Genomic DNA, 20,453 nt, shown 5'->3' on the forward strand with positions numbered 1-20,453 from the left:
CGGCGCAGCCATCCACACAAGGCGATTTCGTGACCAGAAAAAACAAGGAAGACCAGCGCGCGGGCAACCGTGCGCCGACCCGCAAGACCCCGTCCCCGCGCAAGACCACCACGGGCGCGAGCCCGGCCGCCGGCAAGCAGCGCAGGCAGGCCGATCCGCATGATCCGCATGCCGAGCGCGAGGCGCAGCGCTACGAGCGCCCCATTCCCAGCCGTGAGGCGATCCTCGCCCTGCTGGAGGAACGCGGCGAACTGCTCACCGAGGCGCGCATCGCCGAGGCGCTGGAGCTGCATGACACCAACGATCTCTACGCGCTGCACAAGCGCCTCGGCGCGATGGTGCGCGACGGCCAGCTGCTGCTGGGGCGGCGCGGCGGCTATGCGCCGGTACGCAAGCTCGACCTGATTCCCGGCGTGGTACTGGCGAATGCCGAAGGCTACGGCTTCCTGCGGCCGGACGAGGGCGGCGAGGATCTTTACCTTTCTCCGCAGCAGATGCGCAGCGTGCTGCACGGCGACCGCGTGCTGGCCAGCGTGGTGGGCGTGGACCGGCGCGGCCGCCGCCAGGGTGCGATCGCCGAGGTGCTGCAGCGCCGATCGCCGCGGCTGGTGGGCCGGGTGGTGGTCGAGAACGGCGTGACCCTGGTGGCGCCGGACGACCGCCGCCTGCACCAGGACGTGATGATCCCGCCCGGCGAAACGCAGGGTGCGCGCGCCGGGCAGATCGTGGTGGCCGAGATCACCGACCCGCCCACGCCGCACCGCGGCCCGCTGGGCGCGATCCGCGCCGTGCTGGGCGAACGCCTGCAGCCCTCGCTGCTGATCGAGATGGCGATCGCCAGCCACGACCTGCCGCGCGAATGGCCGCCCGAAGTGCTGCGCGATGCGTCCGAGGTGGAACCCGAGGTCACCGCCGCCGAGCGCGAAGGCCGCGTCGACCTGCGCAAGCTGCCGCTGGTGACCATCGACGGCGCCGACGCGCGCGACTTCGATGACGCGGTGTACGCCGAGCCGAAGCGCGGCGGCGGCTGGCGGCTGGTGGTCGCCATCGCCGACGTGTCGCACTACGTGCCGGTGGGCAGCGCGCTGGACCGCGAGGCATTCGAGCGCAGTACCTCCACCTATTTCCCCGGCTTCGTGGTGCCGATGCTGCCGGAGACGCTGTCCAATGGCATCTGTTCGCTCAACCCCAAGGTCGAGCGGCTGTGCATGGTCTGCGACATGACGGTGGACGCCGCGGGCGAAGTGACCAGGTCGAAGTTCTACCCGGCGGTGATGCGCTCGCACGCGCGGCTCACCTACGACCAGGTGTGGCAGGCGGTGGGCCTGCGCGAGGCCGGCGCCCGCGATGCGGCGTCCGACGTGCTGCCGCAGCTGGAGAACCTGCACGCGCTGTACCAGGCGATGGCGGCGCAGCGCAAGCGCCGCGGCGCGATCGACTTCGAGACACCGGAGGTGAAATTCCGTCTCGACCAGCGCGGCGACGTGGAATCGGCCGGCGCCACACAGCGCAACGACGCGCACAAGCTGATCGAGGAATGCATGATCGCCGCCAACGTGCAGGCGGCGCTGTTCCTGGAAAAGAAGAAGATCCCCGCGCTGTTCCGCGCGCACGAGCCGCCGCCGGCGGAGAAGTACGAAGACCTGCAGCAGTTCCTCCGCGAGTTCAAGCTGCGCATGCCGCCGGTGGAAGAGGTGACGCCGGCCGACTTCGCCGACGTGCTGCGCCTGGTGGCCGAGCGTCCCGAGCGCGAGCTGATCCAGAGCGTGCTGTTGCGCGCGCAGAGCATGGCCGCCTACCAGCCGGACAACCGCGGCCACTTCGGCCTCGCGCTTTCGGCCTACGCGCACTTCACCTCGCCGATCCGCCGTTATCCGGACCTGCTGGTGCACCGCGCGATCCGCTACGCCCTCACCGGCGGCAAGCCGGCCGGCCACGCATACACGCCGGCGCAGATGGCCACGATGGCGGTGCACTGCTCGCAGCGCGAGCGCCGCGCCGAGGAAGCCGAGCGCGACGTGGACGAGCGCTACAAGTGCGCGTGGATGGCCAAGCACGTGGGCGAGGAATTCGCGGGCGTGGTCACCGGCGTCACCTCGTTCGGCCTGTTCGTGGAGCTGGACGAATCCAAGGTGTCCGGCCTGGTCCACATCAGCCAGCTCAGCAACGACTACTACCACTTCGACCCGCAGCGCCACCTGCTCAAGGGCGAGCGCACCGGCGCGCAGTACCGGCTGGGCGACCACGTGCGTGTGCAGGTGCTGCGCGCCAGCCTGGAGGATCGCAAGATCGACTTCCGCCTGGCCGCGCCGCGCGCCGCCACCGCGGCACCGCCGCGCAGCGGCAAGGCCTACGACTACGCCGCGGCTGGCGAGCGCTATTCGCTGCCGAAGCCGGCGGCTGCGGCGGCGAAGGCGCCAGGCATGTTCGGCAGGGCGGCCAAGGCGATCGGCCGCGCGTTCGGGCGCAAGGAGGCCGCGGCCGTCGCGCAAGCGTCGCCGCAGCGGGCCGCGCCAGGCGATAATCCGCCGCCCGGCTCGCACGCGTCCCCGCGGCGCGATGCCGGTGCGCGTCCCGTCCGGACGCCGAAGGCAGACAAGGTCGAGCGGCCGGCGGCCTCCGCGCGCCAGACGGGCACCGCGAAACGCGGCGTGGCCTCTCCCGCCGCGCGGGCCACGAACAAGAACGCCGGCCGCAAGCCGGACAAACCGAAAGGCAGGAAATGAGCGAACACTGGATCGTCGGCATCAACCCGGTCGATGGCGCCCTGAACAATGATGCCGCGCGCGTGTGCGAGCTGCTGGTGGAAAACGGCCAGCGCAACCCGCGCGTGCATGAACTGGCGGAGCGCGCCAAGGCGTTGAAGATCCCGGTGCACCATCGCCCGCGCGAGCAGCTGGACAAGCTGGCCGGCGAGGCGCGCCACCAGGGCGTGGCGGCGTTGTACGAAGCGCCGGCGATGGCGACGGAAGGCGACCTGCCGGAGCTGCTGGAACGGGCCGGCGCTTCGGCGCTGGTGCTGGTGCTGGACGGCGTCACCGACCCGCACAACCTCGGCGCCTGCCTGCGCAGCGCGGCGGCGGCCAACGTCACGGCGGTGATCGTGCCCAAGGATCGTGCGGTGGGCCTCACGCCGGTGGTGCGCCGCGCCTCGGCGGGCGGCGCGGACCGCGTGCCACTGATCGCGGTGACCAACCTCGCGCGCACGCTGCGCGTGCTCAAGGATGCCGGCGTGTGGATCACCGGGCTGGCCGGCGACACCGATCAATCGATCTACGGCATCGACCTCAAGGGGCCGGTGGCGCTGGTGATGGGCAGCGAGGGCGAAGGCCTGCGCCGGCTCACCCGCGAGACCTGCGATTTCGCGGCGAAGATCCCGATGCCGGGCGCGATGGAGAGCCTCAACGTTTCCGTGGCGACCGGTGTCGTGCTGTTCGAGGCGCTGCGTCAACGGAGCGGACTGCGATGACCTTCCACTGGTACGACTGGGCCGGCTACATCGGCGTGCTGCTGGTGCTGCTGGCCTACTTCCTGCTGCAGGCCCGCAAGCTGCACGGCCACAAGCTGGCCTACCAGCTCATGAACATCCTCGGTGCGTTCGGCGTGCTGCTGTCGCTGACCTTCGGCAGCTTCAACTGGTCGGCGTTCCTGCTCGAAGTGGCGTGGATCGCCATCGGCATCTACGGCATCGCGCGGGGAGTGCAGTTGAAGCGCACGGAGCGCTGAAGCACGCGCTTTTGCGTGGCAGGTAGGCGCTGGCCGAAAGGGTTTCGCCACAGCGGCGCCGCGCGTGTCTTGCCCGTCATGCCGGCGAAAGCCGGCATGACGATTCGGCAGGCAGCTGGCCGCGGGATCTCCCTCAGTCCCCGTGGTCGCCCAGCTTCGGCAGCTCCGGGTTCGCGGTGAGGTCGCGCTTGGCGCGCTGGGCGGTGAGCGGTTCGCCGGTGACCTGGTACCACACGTTCTCGGCGATGTTGGTGGCATGGTCGCCGATGCGCTCGATGTTCTTCGCCATGAACAGCAGGTGGGTGCACGGCGTGATGTTGCGCGGGTCTTCCATCATGTAGGTGAGCAGCTGGCGGAAGTAGCCGGTGTAGGCGTCGTCCAGCTCCACGTCGTCCTTCCACACCTGGTAGGCGCGCTCGGCGTCGCGGTCGCGGTAGGCGCGCAACACTTCGCGAACCTCGGAGGCGGCCAATGCAGCGAGGTGGGCCAGGCCGCTGGTGGGGTTGATCGGCGCGGCCATCGACAGCGGGATCGAGCGCTTGGCCACGTTCGCGGCGTAGTCGCCGATGCGCTCGATGTCGGCGGCGATGCGCAGCGCGGCGAACACGTTGCGCAGGTCGCCCGCCATCGGCGCGCGCAGCGCCAGCAGGCGCACCACGTCGTGGCTGATTTCCTGTTCCAGCAGGTCGATCGCGTCGTCGTTGCCCACCACGTGCTGGGCGGCGCGTTCGTCGCGGCGCTCCACCACGTCGATCGCGGCTTCCAGCTGGCTCACCGCCAGCTCGCCCATGCGCACCAGCTCGCCGGTGAGGCGCGCCAGCTCGTCGTCGTAGCTCTTGATGATGTGTTCTTTGCCAGTGCTCATGGTTGCCTCGTGGTTTTTTTCCTTCTCCCTCCGGGAGAAGGTGCCCAAAGGGCGGATGAGGGTTCGGGCGGAGTGGTGCGTCGAGGGTTGCCCGGCCCCTCACCCCAACCCTCTCCCCGGAGGGGAGAGGGAGTTTTCCCGCTTACCCGAACCGGCCGGTGATGTAGTCCTCGGTCTGCTTCTTCGAGGGCTTGGTGAAGATCTTCTCGGTGACGTCGAACTCGATCAGCTCGCCCAGGTACATGAAGGCGGTGCGGTCGGAGACGCGCGCGGCCTGCTGCATGTTGTGGGTGACGATCACGATGGTGTAGTCGTGCTTGAGCTCTTCCACCAGCTGCTCGATGCGGCCGGTGGCGATGGGGTCGAGCGCCGAGGTGGGCTCGTCCAGCAGCAGCACCTCGGGCTTGAGCGCGATGCCGCGGGCGATGCACAGGCGTTGCTGCTGGCCGCCGGAGAGGCCCAGCGCGCTGTGCTTGAGCTTGTCCTTCACCTCGTCCCACAGCGCGGCGCGGCGCAGGGCCTGCTCCACGCGCTCGGTCATGTCGGCCTTCGACAGCTTCTCGTGGTGGCGGATGCCGTAGGCCACGTTCTCGAAGATCGTCATCGGGAACGGCACCGGCTTCTGGAACACCATGCCGACCTTGCTGCGCAGGCGGTTCAGCGAGTAGCGCGGGTCGAGGATGTTCTCGCCGTCCAGCAGCACCTCGCCGCTGGCGACCAGCTTCGGGTAGATCGCGTAGATGCGGTTGAAGATGCGCAGCAGGGTGGACTTGCCGCAGCCGGAGGGGCCGATGATCGCGGTGACCTGCTTCTCCGGGATGTCCATGCCGATGCCTTTCAGCGCATGGGAGCCGTTGTAGTGGAAGTGCAGGTCGCGCACCGCGATCTTGGTGGGCGCCGTGGTGGTGGTTTCCGCGGCAGCCGTGAAGTCCGCGGCGGTTTTCGCAGCACTCGCGGCGAAGTCAGTCATAACGCACCTTGTGGCGTGAGAACAGCATTCGGGTCAGCAGGCTGAGCGCGAGCACGAACAGCGTGATCAGCAGAGCGCCGGCCCAGGCGATGGCGTGCAGGGCCGGGTTGGGGTCGTTGGTGTACTGGTAGATCGCCACCGGCAGGCTTTCCATCTTGTCCAGCGGGTGCGCGGTCATGAAGTTGTTGCCGAACGCGGTGAACAGCAGCGGCGCGGTCTCGCCGGCCAGCCGCGCCAGCGCCAGCAGCACGCCGGTGACGATGCCGGAGGTGGCCGCGCGCATCAGCACCTGCACGGTCATCTTCCACTGCGGGATGCCCAGCGACAGCGTGGCCTCGCGCAGCGTGCCGGGCACCAGCTGCAGCATTTCGTCGGTGGTGCGCACGATCACCGGCAGGCCGATCAGCGCCAGCGCCACCGCGCCCGCAAAGCCGGAGAACGACACCGCGCCGTGGGTGAGGCTGGACATCGGCAGCACCACGATCACGTACACGAACAGGCCGAGCACGATGGACGGGGCGGACAGCAGGATGTCGTTGAGGAAGCGGATCGTGGCGCCGAGCCTGGTGCGGTTCGCGTACTCGGCGAGGAAGGTGCCCGCGAGCACGCCGATCGGCGCGCAGATCAGCAGCGCCATCAGGTCCATGATCAGGCTGCCCACGATCGCGTTGGACAGGCCGCCCTGGTCGGCGTAGGCGGTGATCTTGGTGAACAGGCGCGGGGTGATCGCGCCAAGGCCGTTCTCCAGCGTCACCCACAGGATCCAGGCCAGGAACAGCAGGCCCAGCAGGGTGGCGCAGGCGCTCAAGGTCAACGCCACCACGTTGACGGCGCGCCGGCGCAGGTAGACCGAGGCGGCCATCACGCGCCCTCCCGCCGCGCCAGCTGGCGCAGCATCAGGCGGGCGATCAGCAGCACCACGAAGGTCACCACGAATAGCAGGAAGCCCAGCGCGATCAGCGCCGAGCGGTGCGTGCCCACCGCCTCGTTGAACTCGTTCGCGATGGAGGAGGAGATCGAGGTGCCGGGCATCAGCAGCGAGTTGGTGATGCTGTAGGCGTTGCCGAGCACGAAGGTCACCGCCATCGTCTCGCCCAGCGCGCGGCCGAGGCCGAGGAAGATGCCGCCGATCACCGCCGAGCGCGTGTAGGGCAGCACGATGTCCCACACCACTTCCCAGGTGGTGGAGCCCAGCGCGTAGGAGGATTCCTTGAGGCGGGTGGGCACGGTCTGGAACACCTCGCGCATCACCGAGCAGATGAACGGCAGGATCATCACCGCCAGCACGATGCCCGCGGTGAGCAGGCCCAGCCCGATCGGCGGGCCCTGGAACAGCTTGCCGACCAGCGGCAGCCGGCCCAGCGTGTCGCTGAGCGTCGGCTCGATGCCCGCCATGAACGGCACGAACACGAACAGGCCCCACATGCCGTAGATGATCGACGGGATGCTGGCCAGCAGTTCGATGGCGGTGGCGACCGGGCCGCGCAGCCAGGCCGGGGCGATCTCGGTGAGGAACAGCGCGATGCCGAAGCTCACCGGCACCGCCAGCACCAGGGCGATCAGCGAGGTGACCAGGGTGCCGAAGATCGGCGCCAGCGCGCCGTAGTCGTCGCTGACCGGGTTCCAGGCGTCGCTGGAGAGGAAATGGAAGCCGTCCTTGAACAGCACCTCGCGGCCGCCCCACAGCGTGGACACCGCGGCGCCCAGCAGGGCCGCCAGCACCAGCAGGGCGCAGGTCCGCAGCAGCCAGCGGAACCAGGCATCGTGGCGGGCATCGCGATGACTGCGCTTGTCGATGTCGGAGGCGAAGTCGGTGGCTGGGATCGATGACATGTGGTGTCCGCGAGTGGATGCTTCTTCCCTATCCTTAGGGAGACAAATCGGCAGGATTGCCGATTTGCATGGCCGAGCCGCCCGAAGGGTGAGGCACATGGATGTGCCGAATGCAGGTGGCCCGAAGGGCCGGATGAGGGTACGGGCACGGCGAAACGGTTCGCCATGCCCGAACTCTCATCGCAGCCCCTCTCCCGCCGGGAGAGGGGCTTTCTTGTGGCTTACTGCTTGTACTCGGTCTTCCAGTAGTTCTCGATCTGGCTCACCAGCGAGGTGGGCAGCGGCACGTAGTCCAGCGAGCGGGCCTGTTCCTGGCCGTGCTCGTAGGCAAACTTGAAGAAGTCGAAGGCGACCTTGCTGTTGGCGGCGTTCTTCGGCTGCTTGTACATGATCACCCACGAGGTGGCGGTGATCGGCCAGGCGGTGGCGCCGGGCGCGTTGGTCATCAGCAGGTTGAAGTCCTTGGCGTGCGCCCAGTCGGCGGTGTCGGCGGCGGCCTGGAAACTGGAGGTCTTCGGCTCCACCACCTTGCCGGCGGCGTTCTTCATCAGCGCATAGCCGATGTGGTTCTGCAGCGCGTAGGCGTATTCGACGTAGCCGATCGAGTTCGGGATCTGGCGGATGTAGGCCGAGACGCCCTCGTTGCCCTTGCCGCCGATGCCGGTCGGCCAGTTGATGGCGGTGCCTTCGCCCACCTTGGACTTCCAGTCGGGGCTGACCTTGGACAGGTAGTCGGAGAAGTTGAAGGTGGTGCCCGAACCGTCGGAGCGATGCACCACGGTGATCTTGGTGCCGGGCAGCTTCAGGCCCGGGTTGAGCTTCTGGATGGCCGGATCGTTCCAGCTGGTGATCTTGCCCAGATAGATCTCGGCGAGGGTGGGGCCGTCCAGCACCAGCTTGCCGGCGGCCACGCCGGACACGTTGAACGCCGGCACGATGCCGCCGATCACGTCGGGGAACTGGCCCAGGCCGAACTTGGTCAACGTGGCCTCGTCCAGCGGCATGTCGCTGGCGCCGAAGTCCACGGTGCCGGCCTTGATCTGGGCGATGCCGCCGCCCGAGCCGATCGACTGGTAGTTGACGCGGTTGCCGGTCTTTTCGGCGTAGCTGGCCGACCACTTCGAGATCACCGGATACACGAAGCTGGAGCCCGCGCCGGTGATGTCGGTGGCTTGGGCGGACAGGGCGCTCAGCGAGCAGGCGAGGGCGAAGGCGATGGCGCCTAGGCGGAACGTGGAACGGGAGGAGGTGAACACGTTGAGGCTCCTTGGTGTGCACGGGGCGTGTGCCCGGATGCCCGCCATTGCAGCGTTGGCGTGTTGCAATGAAATGAGATGAATGTTGCAGATGGATGACAATTTCGCCGGAAAGGGTGTCAGCCCGCGTCCGTGCCGACCCGTTCGCGCTCGAACATCTCCAGCTGGCGCCAGCGGTTGACGATGTCGCAGAACAGCAGGGCGGTGGATTCGGCGTCGTAGATCGCCGAATGCGCCTCGCGGGTGTCGAACGCGCGGCCGGAGGCCTGCACCGCCTTGCCCAGCACGGTCTGGCCGTAGGCGAGGCCGCCCAGGGTGGCGGTGTCGAAGCAGCTGAAGGGATGGAACGGGTTGCGCTTGTTGCCGGTGCGGCGCACCGCGGCATTCAGGAAGCCCAGGTCGAACGCGGCGTTGTGGCCCACCAGGATCGCGCGCTGGCAGCCGTTGTCGCGCACCGCGGTGCGCACCGCCTGGAACACGTGCTCCAGGGCCGCGCGCTCGTGCAAGGCGCCGCGCAGCGGATTGTCCGGGTCGATGCCGGTGATTTCCAGCGCACGCGGGTCGAGGTTGGCGCCGGGGAAGGGCTCCACGTGGGCGTGCACGGTGGCCTGCGGATGCAGGAAGCCGTGCGCGTCCATGCCCACGGTGATCGCGGCGATCTCCAGCAGGGCGTCGCGCTCGGCGTCGAAGCCGCCGGTCTCCACGTCGACGATCACCGGCAGGAAGCCGCGGAAGCGCTCGGCCATGCGGCCGGCCATGCTGTTGTTTGGAACGTCCATCGACAAAGCATATCAGCCGCGGCGGGCCCTCCGCGGGCCATGTCTGCGCGCCGTGTCTTCATTCTGTCATGTGATGTGCATGCAACCGCAAAGATGGATGCGCATGCTGCGCCCCGTTCATGCCTTGCCGGCCGGCGTCAGCCAGGGGACGGTCGAGGCGGATCCCGCCATCACCAAACAGTGGAGAAAAGCATGCACTCGAAGACGCTCGCGCTCGCGATCGCCGCCGGCCTGGGCCTGACCAGCTTTGTGGCCAGTGCCCAGACGACGACGCAGCAGACGACGCACCACCACAAGGCTGCCAAGGCCGGCAAGTCCACCGTCACCGCCGACGAGGTGGCCCAGCTCAAGGCCCAGCTCGCCGTGCTGCAGGAGAAGGTGGACGAACTGCAGGCGCAGTCCAGCGCGCAGAACGAGGCGCAGAGCCAGACCGCCCAGGCCGTGCAGCAGGTCCAGGCGAAGCAGGCGACCATCGCCGCCGCGCCCAGCGACGCGCTCAGCAAGCGCGTGGACGCGCTGGACAAGCTGGTCAACAACACCACCGTGTCCGGCACGATGTTCTTCGACTTCAGCAACATCGACCAGAAGAACAGCGACACCGGCAAGACCAACAGCAGCGGCACGGGTTTCGACGTCAAGCGCTTCTACCTGAGCGTCAGCCACAAGTTCAACGACATCTGGTCGGCGAACCTGACCACCGACTTCCAGTACAGCAGCACGGTCGGCGCCACCGAGCTGTTCGTGAAGAAGGCCTACGTGCAGGGCAAGTTCGACGACGCCTTCGTCGTGCGCGCCGGTTCGGCCGACATGCCGTGGATCCCGTTCGTGGAGAACTACTACGGCTTCCGCTACGTCGACAACACGCTCACCGATCGCCTGAAGTACGCCAACTCCGCCGACTGGGGCATCAACGCGAGCGGCGACATCGGCGGCAGCAAGATGCTCAACTACTCGGTGTCGGCCGTGAACGGCGGCGGCTACAAGAACCCGAGCCGCACCGACGGCATGGACTTCGAGGGACGCGTCGGCTTCGTGCCGTTCAAGGGTTTCGTCGTCGCGCTGGGTGGCTACAGCGGCCACCGTGGCCAGGAGACCGAAAACGTCGATGCGCCGCACACCGCGCAGCGCGGCGACCTCCTGATCGCCTACGCCGACAACAACTTCCGCCTGGGTGGCGAGTACTTCACCGCAAAGGACTGGAACAACGTGCTGACGCCGGCGTCCGACAAGGCCGATGGCTACTCGCTGTGGGGCAGCATCGCGCTCAACGACGAGTGGAGCCTGTTCGCCCGCTACGACAACGCCAAGCTGAGCAAGGATCTGGACACCGGCAAGAAGGATGTCTACTACAACGCCGGCATCCAGTACCAGGTGACCAAGGGCCTGCGCCTGGCCGCCGTGTACAAGCACGAAACGGCCGACGCGACGGTTGCCGCTCCGGCGCCCCTGCACGTCCAGAACGTGAAGACCAACGAAATCGGCATCTTCGGCGAACTGAAGTACTGAGGCACGCGTTTATCGCAAGGGAGTTCGACCCAGGGACGGAAAACGGCGGGCATGATGCCCGCCGTTTGCTTTTTGCCGGCCGCGGGCGGGGCGATCAGTGGCCGAGGAAGGACGACGTCGCCTTGTCCGCCACGTGCTGGCACAGCTTCTTGGCCACCGTCCCCTTCAGGTTGCCGAGGTCGAAGCTCTGCCCGTTGCCGCCCTGCAGGACGCCGTTGAGGCCCTGCTGGTAACCCTTGTCCTGCGTGGCCTGGGACGAACCGCCGAACTTGCCCAGCAGCTTGTCCTTGAGCGTGTCGGTGGCGCTGGGCAGGTAGCCGTGCGACTGGCAGTAGCCCAGTACGCCCGCCGCGTTCTGCGCGCTGCCCAGCGAGGACACCGAAGGCAGGGCCGAGGTCGAACCCTTCTGGCCGAGCAGGTTGCCGGCGGTGCCCTTGAGCGAATCCAGGCTTTGCGCCGAAGCTGCACCGGCGAAGGCGAGGGCGGCGACAAGCAGCAACGGCCGGATGGGAGTGGCATGCATGGGTGGAGCCTCCGTGTGGACGAGGCTCCTGTTATACGCCACCTGGCGTGCTCGCTGTGTCGTGGCCAGGCACGCCGTCAGGCTGCCGGCGTCTTGTCCCTGTAGCGGCACAGGTCCCGGATCACGCAGCCCGGGCAGTCCGGCTTGCGCGCCTTGCACACGTAGCGGCCGTGCAGGATCAGCCAGTGGTGGGCGTCGCGCTTGAACTCGGCGGGCACCAGCTTTTCCAGCTTGTCCTCCACCGCGCGCACGTCCTTGTCGGGCGCGAGGCCGGTGCGGTTGGCGACACGGAAGATGTGCGTGTCCACCGCGATGGTGGGCTCGCCGAAGGCGGTGTTCAGCACCACGTTGGCGGTCTTGCGACCCACGCCGGGCAGCGCCTCCAGCGCCTCGCGCGTGCGCGGCACTTCGCCGCCGTGCTGTTCCAGCAGGATGCCGCACAGCGCGATCACGTTCTTCGCCTTGGCGTTGAACAGGCCGATGGTGCTGATGTATCGCTTCAGCTTTTCCTCGCCGAGCTCGAGGATGGCCTGCGGCGTGTTCGCCACCGGATAGAGCTTGCGCGTGGCCTTGTTCACGCCCACGTCGGTGGCCTGCGCGGACAGCACCACGGCCACCAGCAGCTCGAACGGCGTGCTGTAGTCCAGCTCGGTGGTGGGGTGGGGGTTCAGCTCGCGCAGGCGCGTGAACAGCTCGACCACGTCGGCGCGCTTCATGGTGACTTGTCCTGTTTCGCACGGGCGCGGGCCAGCGCGGCCAGCACCGGGTTGGCCGTGGCGGCGGTGTCCACCGCCGCCTTGCGCGCAGCCAGCTCCGCCTCGCGCTCGGCGGCTTCACGCGCCAGCCGCGTTTCGCGCTTCCGGAAATGCTCGCGTGCGGCATCGGCATGCGCCTGGTTGATCTGCGTCGGCGGCATGGGTTCCAGCACGATGCAATCCACCGGGCAGGCGGGCACGCACAGTTCGCAGCCGGTGCAGTCGTCGGCCAGCACGCTGTGCATCAGCCTGGCCGCGCCCACGATGGCATCCACCGGGCAGGCCTGGATGCACTTGGTGCAGCCGATGCACTCGTCCTCGACCACCCGCGCCAGCATGCGCGGCTTCTCGGTGCCGTGTTCCGGGTCGAGCGGCAGGGCGGGGCGATCCAGCAGCGCAGCCAGCTTCGCGATGCCGGCGGCGCCACCGGGCGGGCACTGGTTGATCGCCGCCTCGCCGCGCGCGATCGCCTCCGCGTAGGGCCGGCAGCCGTGGTAGCCGCACTGCTCGCACTGGGTCTGCGGCAGGAGCGCGTCGATGCGGTCGGCGAGTGAATGCGTCACGGCAGCACGCTTTTCTCCCTCTCCCCGCCGGGGAGAGGGCTGGGGGGAGGGGAGGTTCTGCCGAAGAGCCTTGAGATGGTGAAAGTGGATGCGCACATTTTTGTGGGGTGTGGCGAGAGTGTCCCCTCACCCTGGCCCTCTCCCCAAAGGGGAGAGGGGACTAAAACGTTCAGCGCACCGTGGCGCCCGGCTTTGCGCCCTGGTCGGCGTCGAGCAGGAACAGGTCGCTGCCGCCGTCGCCGGCGGAGAGGATCATGCCTTCGGAGAGGCCGAAGCGCATCTTGCGCGGGGCGAGGTTGGCGATGAACACCACGTTGCGGCCGACCAGCTTCTCCGGCTCGCCGTAGGCGGCGCGGATGCCGGAGAAGATCTGCCGCTGGCCCAGCGCGCCGGCATCCAGCTCGAAGCGCAGCAGCTTGTCCGAGCCGTCCACGAACTCGCAGGCCAGCACCTTGCCCACGCGCAGGTCGAGCCTGGCGAAGTCGTCGATGGCGATGGTGGCGGGAGCGTCGGCGGGGGCAGGTGCGGCGGCGGGCTTGGCGGCGTCGTTCATGGGTTTCTTCTTGGCTTGTTCCTGGGCGGGAGCGGGGGCTCCCAGCGACTCCTTCGAGGCCTCGACCATCGCCTCGATGCGCTTGGGGTCGAGGCGTGCGAGCAGCGGTTCGAAGGCGTTGATGGTGTGGCCGTGCAGCGCGTCGCGCGCATCGGCGAAGCCGGCGATGGGCGCGGCGAGGAATTGCTCGGCAGCGGCCACGGTGGCGGGAAGGATGGGTTTCAGCAGGCCGGCGAGCAGGCGGAACGCGGCCAGCGCGAACGAGCACACCTGGGCAAGCTCCGCGCGGCGCGCCTCGTCCTTCGCCATCGTCCACGGCGCCTTCCCGGCGATGTGGCCGTTGACCATATCGGCCATCAGCACGAAGCGGCGGGTGAGTTCGGCGAATTCGCCATCCTCGTACAGCGACTCGATGCCTTCGTAGTGCGCAAGCAGGCTCCGCCACAGCTCGGCGTGTTCCGCATCGAACGCATCGGCCAGCTTGCCGCCGGAGAACTTGTGCACGAAGCCCGCGGTGCGGCTGGCGATGTTCACCCACTTGCCGACCAGGTGCGAGTTGACGCGTTCCTCGAACGCCTTGAGGTCGAGATCCACATCAACCGGCGCGTCGCTCAGCATCGTGGCGAAGTAGTAGCGCAGAAATTCCGGATGCAGGCCGACGTCCAGGTAGGTGCGCGCCATGATGAAGGTACCGCGCGACTTCGACATCTTCGCGCCGTTCACCGTGAGGTAGCCGTTGACGTGCAGCGCGGTGGGCACGCGCATCTGCGCGCCGTGCAGCATCGCCGGCCAGAACAGGCCGTGGAAATTGATGATGTCCTTGCCGATGAAGTGGTGCATCTCGGCTGCGCTGCCGGCGCCCAGGAAGTCGTCGAACTCCAGGCCGGTGCGGTCGCACAGCGCCTTGAAGCTGGCGAGGTAGCCCACCGGCGCGTCCAGCCACACGTAGAAGAACTTGCCCGGCGCGTCGGGGATCGGGAAGCCGAAGTAGGGGGCGTCGCGCGAGATGTCCCAGTCCTTCAGTCCGCCGTCCAGCCATTCGCGCAGCTTGGCGGCCACGCCGCTGTTCGCCACCGGCTTGCCGCCGGTGTACTTGCCGGCGAACCAGTCGCGCAGCAAGTTCTCGAATTTCGACAGCTCGAAGAAGTAGTGCTCCGAATCCTTCAGCACCGGCGTGGCGCCGGAGACCACCGAATAGGGATCGATGAGGTCGGTGGGCGCATAGGTGGCGCCGCAGTTCTCGCAGTTGTCGCCGTACTGGTCGGGCGTGCCGCACTTCGGGCAGGTGCCCTTGATGTAGCGGTCCGGCAGGAACATCTGCTTCTCGGGGTCGTACAGCTGCTGGATGCCGCGCCTGGCGATATAGCCGGCGTCACGCAGGCGTGTGTAGATCAGCGCGGCCAGCTCGCGGTTCTCGTCCGAGTGGGTGGTGTGGTAGTGGTCGTAGCTGAAGTGGAAGTCCGCGAAATCGGCCTCGTGGCTGGCGCGGATGCCGGCGATGAACGCCTCCGGCGTCATGCCGGCCTTCTCCGCGGCCAGCATGATCGGCGTGCCGTGGGCATCGTCCGCGGCCACGAAATGCACCTCGTTGCCCATCATCCGCTGCGCACGCACCCAGATGTCGGTCTGGATGTAGCCCAGCATGTGGCCCAGGTGCAGCGGGCCGTTGGCGTAGGGCAGGGCGTGGGTGACGAGCAGGCGGCGACTCATGGTGGGCAGGCACTCCGTTGGACTGCGCATTATGACATGGCCGCATCGCGCGGCCGTTCGTCGCCTGGCGCCGGCAGGCCGGGTGCAGCATGGAGCGATGCGGCCTGCCGGCACATGGCGGATTGCGCATTTATACGTGATTGTTTATGTTTGTACGTATTGAATCGGAAGGAGTGGCGCGGTGTCTGCAAGCAGTGCGGTGGCGACTCGCGAGTTCGCGCCTGCGGGGCGCGCCACGCGGCTGGTGTTCCTGGCTGCCGGCATTGGCGTGGCGGCGTGGGCGCCGATGGTGCCCTACGCCAAGGCGCGGCTGGGGCTGGACGACGCCACGCTGGGCCTGGTGCTGCTGGCCTTCGGTGGCGGCTCGATGGTTTCGATGCCGCTGGTGGGTTTCCTCACCCACCGCTTCGGCAGCCGCAAGGTGATCGTCGTTGGCGGCGTGCTGACCTGCGTGGCCCTGCCGTTGCTGGCGCTGGCTCCCGACGCGTGGGCGCTGGGCGCGGCCCTGCTGTATTTCGGCGCGGCGCTGGGCGCGGTGGACGTGGCGATGAACGCGCACGCGGTGGAAGTGGAACGCCGTGCCGCGCGCCCGTTGATGTCCGGCTTCCACGGGCTGTTCAGCATCGGCGGCCTGGCGGGCGCGGCGGGCATGAGCCTGCTGCTGGCGGCGGGCTTGTCGCTGACGCTGGCGGCCGTCGTGGTCTCGCTGCTGCTGCTGGCGCTGGTGCTGACGCAGTGGCCGAACCTGCTCGGGGAAGTGGCGGGGGCGGCGCAGCGGCCGGCCTTCCGCATGCCGCGTGGCCCGGTGCTGCTGCTGGGCGTGCTGTGCTTCATCAGCTTCCTCGCCGAAGGTTCGATGCTGGACTGGAGCGCGCTGCTGCTGCGCGATTTCCACGGCTTTCCGGAAGCCTCGGCGGGCATCGGCTACGCGGTGTTCTCGGTGGCGATGGCGCTGGGGCGGTTGAGCGGCGACCGCGTGGTGGCGCGTTTCGGCCCCGTGCTCACCGTGCGCATGGGCGCCTGCGCGGCGGCGGCGGGGTTCCTGTTCGCCTCGCTGCTGGCGTGGCATTGGGCGGCGTTGGCCGGGTTCGTGCTGGTGGGCCTGGGCGCGGCCAACATCGTGCCGGTGATGTTCGGCGCGGCGGGGCGGCTGCCCGGCACCTCGCCCGGCATCGCCATCGCCACGGTAACCACGCTGGGCTACCTGGGCCTGCTCTGCGGCCCGGCGCTGGTCGGTTTCGCGGCGCGCGCGATCGGCCTGCCGCTGGCGCTGGCCGGCGTCGGCGCGATGCTGCTGCTGACCGCCGCCTCGGCGAAGCTGGTGCGGCCATGAGCGCGGCGCGCTTCGATGCCGTGGTGTTCGACCTCGGCGGCGTGCTGGTGGACTGGAACCCGCGCTACCTCTACCGCCAGCTGTTCGACGACGAGGCGGCGATGGAGCGCTTCCTGGCCGAGGTATGCACCTCGCACTGGAACGAGCAGCAGGACGCGGGGCGCCCCTGGTGCGAGGCGATTGCCGCGCTGAGCGCGGAACACCCGCAGCATGCCGCGCTGATCGCCGCCTACCGCGGGCGCTGGGACGAGATGCTGCGCGGGCCGATCGCGGGCAGCGTGGCCATCCTCGACGAACTGCGCGCGCGCGGCGTGCCGCTGTACGCGCTGACCAACTGGTCGCAGGAAACCTTCCCGCTGGCGCGGCGGATTTACCGTTTCATGGAGGCGTTCCGCGGCATCGTGGTGTCGGGGGAGGAGCGGCTGATCAAGCCCGATCCGGCGATCTACCGGTTGCTGCTGTCGCGCCATGGCCTGGATGCCGCGCGCACGGTGTACATCGACGACGCGCCGCGCAACGTCGAGGCCGCGGCGCGGCTGGGCATGCATGCGCTGCATTTCCGCGACCCGGCCACGCTGCGCGAGGCGCTGTGCCGCGCCGGCCTGCTGGAGGCGGCGCGTGGCTAGGCGCGCGCCGCCGGCGCAGATGCTGCCGCAGGAGCGCCAGCAGCGCATCCTGCAGCGCCTGCGCAGCCATGGTCGCGTGGTGGCGGCCGAACTGGCGGCGGAGTTCGCGGTGACCGAAGATTCGCTGCGCCGCGACCTGCGCGAGCTGGCGGCGCAAGGCCTGTGCCGGCGCGTCTACGGCGGCGCGCTGCCGGTGTCGGTGCCGGCGACGCCACTGCGGCAGCGGCGCGCCGAGCATGTCGGCCGCAAGCTGGCGCTGGCGCGCAAGGCGGTGGAGCTGGTACGCGAAGGGCAGGTGCTGCTGATCGACGCCGGTTCCACCAATGCCGCCATTGCCGCCGCATTGCCCGAACGGATGGGGCTGACCGTGGTCACCAACGCACCGGACATCGCGCTGGCGCTGTATGAGCGCGAGGGTTTCGGGATACTGCTGCTGGGCGGCCGCGTCGACCCGCGCATCGGCGGCACGGCGGGTGCGCAGACCCTGCAGGAGCTGCGGCGCATCCGTGCCGACCTGTGCTTCCCCGGCGCCTGCGCCATCGACGCGGGCAGCGGCCTGTGGGGCTTCGACAGCGAGGAGTCGCTGCTCAAGCGGGCGATGGTCGAGGCCAGCGCCGAGACCGTGGTGGTGGCCACCGACGACAAGCTGGGCGCGCACGCCACGCATCGCATCGTGCCGGTGGAGGCGGTGCGGCACCTCGTGGTGGAGCGTTCCGCGGGGCGTGCCGCGCGCAACGCCTTCGCGGCGCACGGCGTGCTCGTGCATCGCGCCGAACCGGCGGACGCCTGAGTGGCGTCACGAGCGGCCATGCACGGTGTTGGAAAGCCGGGCTGCAGCGTGTAGTTTCCATGGAACCGCCCGCTGCCCGGAGCCGATGCCCATGGTGGATACCACGCGCCGCACCTTCCTCTTCTCCAGTATCGGATTGGCGGGCTCCTGCCTCCTGCCGCGCGCCCTGTGGGCCGGTGGCATCGGCGGCGGGACTGGCGGAAAGCCGTCGCTGCTCCCGCGGCAAGGCGAGTCGCCGATGGCGCCGCGCGAGCAATGGCTGCTCGATTTCGACTGGCGCTTCGCGTTCGGCAATGGCGACGACCCGGCCAAGGACTTCGGCTACGGCTTCGGCCAGGGCGATTTTTCCAAGACCGGCGACTTCAAGATCGCCACGTCCGATTTCGACGACGCCGGCTGGCGCGCGCTGGATCTTCCGCACGACTGGGCCGTGGAGCTGGCGCCCGTGCACGACGACAGCGGCGACGACGACACCCGGCTGACCTCGCACGGCTACAAGCCGCTGGGCCGCCGTTATCCGGCGACCAGCGTGGGCTGGTACCGGCGCACGTTCGAGCTGCCCGCCAGCGATCGCGGCCGCCGCATCTGGATCGAGTTCGACGGCGCGATGCGCGACGTCGTGCTGTTCGTCAACGGCTGCTTCATCGGCCGGCACGACGACGGCTACACGCCGTTCCGCTTCGACCTCACCGATTTCCTGAACTACGGCGGCAAGAACGTCGTCGCGCTGCGCGTCGACGCCAGCTTCGGCGACGGCTGGTTCTACGAGGGCGCGGGCATCTACCGCCATGTCTGGCTGACCAAGATGGATCCCGTGCACCTCGGCCGCTGGGAAAGCGTGGTGCGGTCGACCGTCGAAGGCCATGCGGCCACGCTGGCACTGGCGACGATGGTCGAGAACGAGAGCGAGCATGCGGTCCAGGCATCGCTTGCGTGGAGCATCACGGATGCTGCCGGCCGCGTGGTGGCGCATGCGACGACGCCCGCGCAGGCGATCGCGCCCCACGCATCGGCGGATTGCCGGACGACGGCGCACATCGATGCCCCCATGCTCTGGTCGCCCGGCGAACCGCATCTCTATACGGCCCTGGTCAAGGTCGTCGTCGATGGCGCCACGCGCGACGCCGAGCAGTTCCCGTTCGGCATCCGCACGGCGGCGTTCGACCCCGACCGCGGCTTCTTCCTCAACGGCCAGCCGCTGAAGATCCAGGGCACCTGCAACCACCAGGACCACGCGGGCGTGGGTGCCGCCCTGCCGGACCGGCTGCAGGCGTTCCGCGTGGGCGTGCTGCAGGGCATGGGCTGCAATGCCGTGCGTACCTCGCACAACATGCCCACGCCCGAATGGGTGGCGGCCTGCGACCGCATGGGCATGATGATGATGTGCGAGACGCGGCACATGAGCTCCAGCCCCAGCGGCATGCAGCAGCTGGAGACCATGGTGAAGCGCTATCGCAACTCGCCCTCGATCATCCTCTGGTCGATCGGCAACGAGGAATGGCGGCTGCAGAAGGGCGCGCTGGAACAGCAGGGCGAACGCATCGGCGCGGCGATGGTCGAGCGCTGCCACGAGCTCGATCCCACCCGCGTGGTGTCGGCGGCGGTCAACGGCGACAACGAGCAGGGCGTGTCGGATGCGCTCGACGTCATCGGCTTCAACTACAACCTGAAGTACCCGGACAAGTTCCACCGCGAGCATCCCGGGCGCGCGGTGTACGGCTCGGAAACCTCCAGCGCCATCGCCACCCGCGGCGAATACGTCACCGACCCCGGGAAGAACACGGTCAACAGCTACGACGGCGTGGTGCCGTGGGGCGAGACGCCGGAGCAATGGTGGAGCTTCTACGGCAGCCGCGACTGGCTGGCCGGCGGCTTCGCGTGGACGGGCTTCGACTACCGCGGCGAACCGACGCCGTATGGCTGGCCCTCGGTGAGCTCGCAGTTCGGCATCGTCGACCTGTGCGGTTTTCCCAAGGACTATTACCACTACTACAAGGCCTGGTGGACGAAGGCGCCCAGCCTGCACGTGTTCCCGCACTGGAACTGGGCGGGCAAGGAAGGCCAGGAGATCGCGGTGTGGGCCTACACCAACCTGGACGAAGTCGAGCTGCTGCTCAACGGCAAGAGCCTGGGCGTCCGGAAGGTGCCGCGCTTCGGCCACGTGCAGTGGAAGGTGGCCTACGCCCCGGGCGTGATCGAGGCGCGCGGCCGCAGGAACGGCCAGGTCGTGCTGGTCGACCGCCGCGAAACCACCGGCGCGGCACGCAAGCTGCGGCTGACCGCCGATCGGAGGGAGATCGCCGCCGACGGGCAGGACGTGGCGATGATCACGGTCGACGTGCTCGACGGGCATGGCCGCCCGGTGCCGACGGCGAACAACAAGCTTGCTTTCCGCATTTCCGGCGCGGGCCGGCTGATCGGCGTGGGCAATGGCGATCCCAATTGCCATGAAAGCGACAAGGAGCCCCGGCGCTCGCTGTTCAACGGCCTGGCGCAGGTCATCATCCAGTCGACGGCGGACATCGGCACGATCCGCATCGAGGCGGTCGAAGAAGGGGCCACGGGGTCATCGTTGACCCCGGCCTCATTGACCGTCACGACCCGGAAGGCGGCGCCGCGGCTGGTTGTCGCCTAGGGAACCAGCCGCTCCGGCGCAAACGAAAAG

Annotated in this window: 18 protein-coding genes; 8 read left to right on the plus strand and 10 right to left on the minus strand. The window is 68.7% G+C overall.

Annotated elements, in window-relative coordinates; all coding sequences use genetic code 11:
• The first annotated feature begins 203 nt into the window (after positions 1–203).
• Genes rnr through ABQJ56_RS02400 form a run of 3 tightly spaced genes read left to right on the plus strand, consistent with a single transcriptional unit; the run spans position 204 to position 3,726 of the window.
• Entirely contained in the window at positions 204–2,726 is a 2,523-nt protein-coding gene (rnr, locus tag ABQJ56_RS02390; RefSeq protein ID WP_367843702.1) for a ribonuclease R, read from the plus strand.
• A complete protein-coding gene (gene rlmB / locus ABQJ56_RS02395) occupies positions 2,723–3,469 on the plus strand; it encodes a 23S rRNA (guanosine(2251)-2'-O)-methyltransferase RlmB (protein WP_367843396.1) in 747 nt (248 codons plus the stop codon). The genes rnr and rlmB overlap by 4 nt, the downstream gene beginning before the upstream one ends.
• Positions 3,466–3,726 (plus strand): CBU_0592 family membrane protein, encoded by a 261-nt coding sequence (locus ABQJ56_RS02400; RefSeq protein WP_367843397.1) that lies wholly within the window; start codon positions 3,466–3,468, stop codon positions 3,724–3,726. Before rlmB ends, ABQJ56_RS02400 begins: the two co-directional genes overlap by 4 nt.
• Positions 3,727–3,859: 133 nt before the next feature.
• On the opposite strand, the gene phoU is transcribed toward ABQJ56_RS02400, so the two are convergent.
• The 6 genes from phoU to rnt form a co-directional block, all read right to left on the minus strand.
• Complete coding sequence (phoU, locus tag ABQJ56_RS02405) at positions 3,860–4,591, minus strand: phosphate signaling complex protein PhoU (protein ID WP_367843398.1); 732 nt, start codon at positions 4,589–4,591, stop codon at positions 3,860–3,862.
• 142 nt (positions 4,592–4,733) lie between these two features.
• Positions 4,734–5,561: a phosphate ABC transporter ATP-binding protein PstB gene (gene pstB / locus ABQJ56_RS02410; protein WP_367843399.1), complete on the minus strand. Its 828-nt coding sequence runs from the start codon at positions 5,559–5,561 to the stop codon at positions 4,734–4,736.
• Positions 5,554–6,423 carry a phosphate ABC transporter permease PstA gene (gene pstA, locus ABQJ56_RS02415; protein WP_367843400.1) on the minus strand — a complete coding sequence of 290 codons (870 nt, stop codon included), beginning with the start codon at positions 6,421–6,423 and terminating at the stop codon, positions 5,554–5,556. Before pstA ends, pstB begins: the two co-directional genes overlap by 8 nt.
• Positions 6,423–7,394, minus strand: a complete 972-nt coding sequence (gene pstC, locus ABQJ56_RS02420) for a phosphate ABC transporter permease subunit PstC (protein ID WP_367843401.1) — start codon at positions 7,392–7,394, stop codon at positions 6,423–6,425. Before pstC ends, pstA begins: the two co-directional genes overlap by 1 nt.
• 221 nt (positions 7,395–7,615) lie before the next feature.
• Positions 7,616–8,650, minus strand: coding sequence for a phosphate ABC transporter substrate-binding protein PstS (gene pstS, locus ABQJ56_RS02425; RefSeq protein ID WP_367843402.1), 1,035 nt, complete (start codon positions 8,648–8,650; stop codon positions 7,616–7,618).
• A gap of 119 nt (positions 8,651–8,769) precedes the next feature.
• Positions 8,770–9,429: a ribonuclease T gene (rnt, locus tag ABQJ56_RS02430; protein WP_367843403.1), complete on the minus strand. Its 660-nt coding sequence runs from the start codon at positions 9,427–9,429 to the stop codon at positions 8,770–8,772.
• A gap of 192 nt (positions 9,430–9,621) precedes the next feature.
• On the opposite strand from rnt, the gene ABQJ56_RS02435 reads away from it, so the two are divergent.
• Positions 9,622–10,935, plus strand: coding sequence for a porin (locus ABQJ56_RS02435; RefSeq protein WP_367843404.1), 1,314 nt, complete (start codon positions 9,622–9,624; stop codon positions 10,933–10,935).
• 94 nt (positions 10,936–11,029) lie between these two features.
• Here the strand turns inward: ABQJ56_RS02435 and ABQJ56_RS02440 are convergent, their stop codons facing one another.
• From ABQJ56_RS02440 to metG, 4 genes are all read right to left on the minus strand, one after another.
• The gene (locus tag ABQJ56_RS02440) at positions 11,030–11,458 is read right to left on the minus strand and encodes a DUF2501 domain-containing protein (RefSeq protein WP_367843405.1); all 429 of its coding nucleotides are present in this window, start codon (positions 11,456–11,458) and stop codon (positions 11,030–11,032) included.
• Positions 11,459–11,535: 77 nt separating this feature from the next.
• Positions 11,536–12,174 carry an endonuclease III gene (gene nth / locus ABQJ56_RS02445; RefSeq protein WP_367843406.1) on the minus strand — a complete coding sequence of 213 codons (639 nt, stop codon included), beginning with the start codon at positions 12,172–12,174 and terminating at the stop codon, positions 11,536–11,538.
• Positions 12,171–12,776, minus strand: a complete 606-nt coding sequence (locus ABQJ56_RS02450; protein WP_367843407.1) for an RnfABCDGE type electron transport complex subunit B — start codon at positions 12,774–12,776, stop codon at positions 12,171–12,173. Before ABQJ56_RS02450 ends, nth begins: the two co-directional genes overlap by 4 nt.
• Positions 12,777–12,945: 169 nt before the next feature.
• On the minus strand, positions 12,946–15,039 hold the full coding sequence (gene metG, locus ABQJ56_RS02455) for a methionine--tRNA ligase (protein WP_367843408.1): 2,094 nt from the start codon (positions 15,037–15,039) through the stop codon (positions 12,946–12,948).
• A gap of 181 nt (positions 15,040–15,220) precedes the next feature.
• Between metG and ABQJ56_RS02460 the strand changes: the two genes are divergently transcribed.
• From ABQJ56_RS02460 to galA, 4 genes are all read left to right on the plus strand, one after another.
• Complete coding sequence (locus ABQJ56_RS02460) at positions 15,221–16,372, plus strand: MFS transporter (RefSeq protein ID WP_367843409.1); 1,152 nt, start codon at positions 15,221–15,223, stop codon at positions 16,370–16,372.
• Positions 16,369–16,998 (plus strand): HAD family hydrolase, encoded by a 630-nt coding sequence (locus ABQJ56_RS02465; RefSeq protein WP_367843410.1) that lies wholly within the window; start codon positions 16,369–16,371, stop codon positions 16,996–16,998. Before ABQJ56_RS02460 ends, ABQJ56_RS02465 begins: the two co-directional genes overlap by 4 nt.
• Positions 16,999–17,017: 19 nt before the next feature.
• Positions 17,018–17,788, plus strand: a complete 771-nt coding sequence (locus tag ABQJ56_RS02470) for a DeoR/GlpR family DNA-binding transcription regulator (protein ID WP_437343389.1) — start codon at positions 17,018–17,020, stop codon at positions 17,786–17,788.
• A gap of 238 nt (positions 17,789–18,026) precedes the next feature.
• Positions 18,027–20,423, plus strand: a complete 2,397-nt coding sequence (gene galA, locus ABQJ56_RS02475) for a beta-galactosidase GalA (protein ID WP_367843412.1) — start codon at positions 18,027–18,029, stop codon at positions 20,421–20,423.
• Positions 20,424–20,453: the final 30 nt, after the last annotated feature.

The sequence above is a fragment of the Rhodanobacter geophilus genome (assembly GCF_040812275.1).
GTDB classification, from domain to species: domain Bacteria; phylum Pseudomonadota; class Gammaproteobacteria; order Xanthomonadales; family Rhodanobacteraceae; genus Rhodanobacter_A; species Rhodanobacter_A geophilus.

Bases quoted from the DNA above. Each gene is read 5' to 3' on its own strand.
- rlmB (WP_367843396.1), top strand. From the start codon at position 2,723: ATGAGCGAACACTGGATCGTCGGCATCAACCCGGTCGATGGCGCCCTG.
- ABQJ56_RS02400 (WP_367843397.1), top strand. From the start codon at position 3,466: ATGACCTTCCACTGGTACGACTGGGCCGGCTACATCGGCGTGCTGCTG.
- phoU (WP_367843398.1), bottom strand. From the start codon at position 4,591: ATGAGCACTGGCAAAGAACACATCATCAAGAGCTACGACGACGAGCTG.
- pstB (WP_367843399.1), bottom strand. From the start codon at position 5,561: ATGACTGACTTCGCCGCGAGTGCTGCGAAAACCGCCGCGGACTTCACG.
- pstA (WP_367843400.1), bottom strand. From the start codon at position 6,423: ATGGCCGCCTCGGTCTACCTGCGCCGGCGCGCCGTCAACGTGGTGGCG.
- pstC (WP_367843401.1), bottom strand. From the start codon at position 7,394: ATGTCATCGATCCCAGCCACCGACTTCGCCTCCGACATCGACAAGCGC.
- rnt (WP_367843403.1), bottom strand. From the start codon at position 9,429: ATGGACGTTCCAAACAACAGCATGGCCGGCCGCATGGCCGAGCGCTTC.
- ABQJ56_RS02435 (WP_367843404.1), top strand. From the start codon at position 9,622: ATGCACTCGAAGACGCTCGCGCTCGCGATCGCCGCCGGCCTGGGCCTG.
- ABQJ56_RS02440 (WP_367843405.1), bottom strand. From the start codon at position 11,458: ATGCATGCCACTCCCATCCGGCCGTTGCTGCTTGTCGCCGCCCTCGCC.
- nth (WP_367843406.1), bottom strand. From the start codon at position 12,174: ATGAAGCGCGCCGACGTGGTCGAGCTGTTCACGCGCCTGCGCGAGCTG.
- metG (WP_367843408.1), bottom strand. From the start codon at position 15,039: ATGAGTCGCCGCCTGCTCGTCACCCACGCCCTGCCCTACGCCAACGGC.
- ABQJ56_RS02465 (WP_367843410.1), top strand. From the start codon at position 16,369: ATGAGCGCGGCGCGCTTCGATGCCGTGGTGTTCGACCTCGGCGGCGTG.
- ABQJ56_RS02470 (WP_437343389.1), top strand. From the start codon at position 17,018: ATGCTGCCGCAGGAGCGCCAGCAGCGCATCCTGCAGCGCCTGCGCAGC.
- galA (WP_367843412.1), top strand. From the start codon at position 18,027: ATGGCGCCGCGCGAGCAATGGCTGCTCGATTTCGACTGGCGCTTCGCG.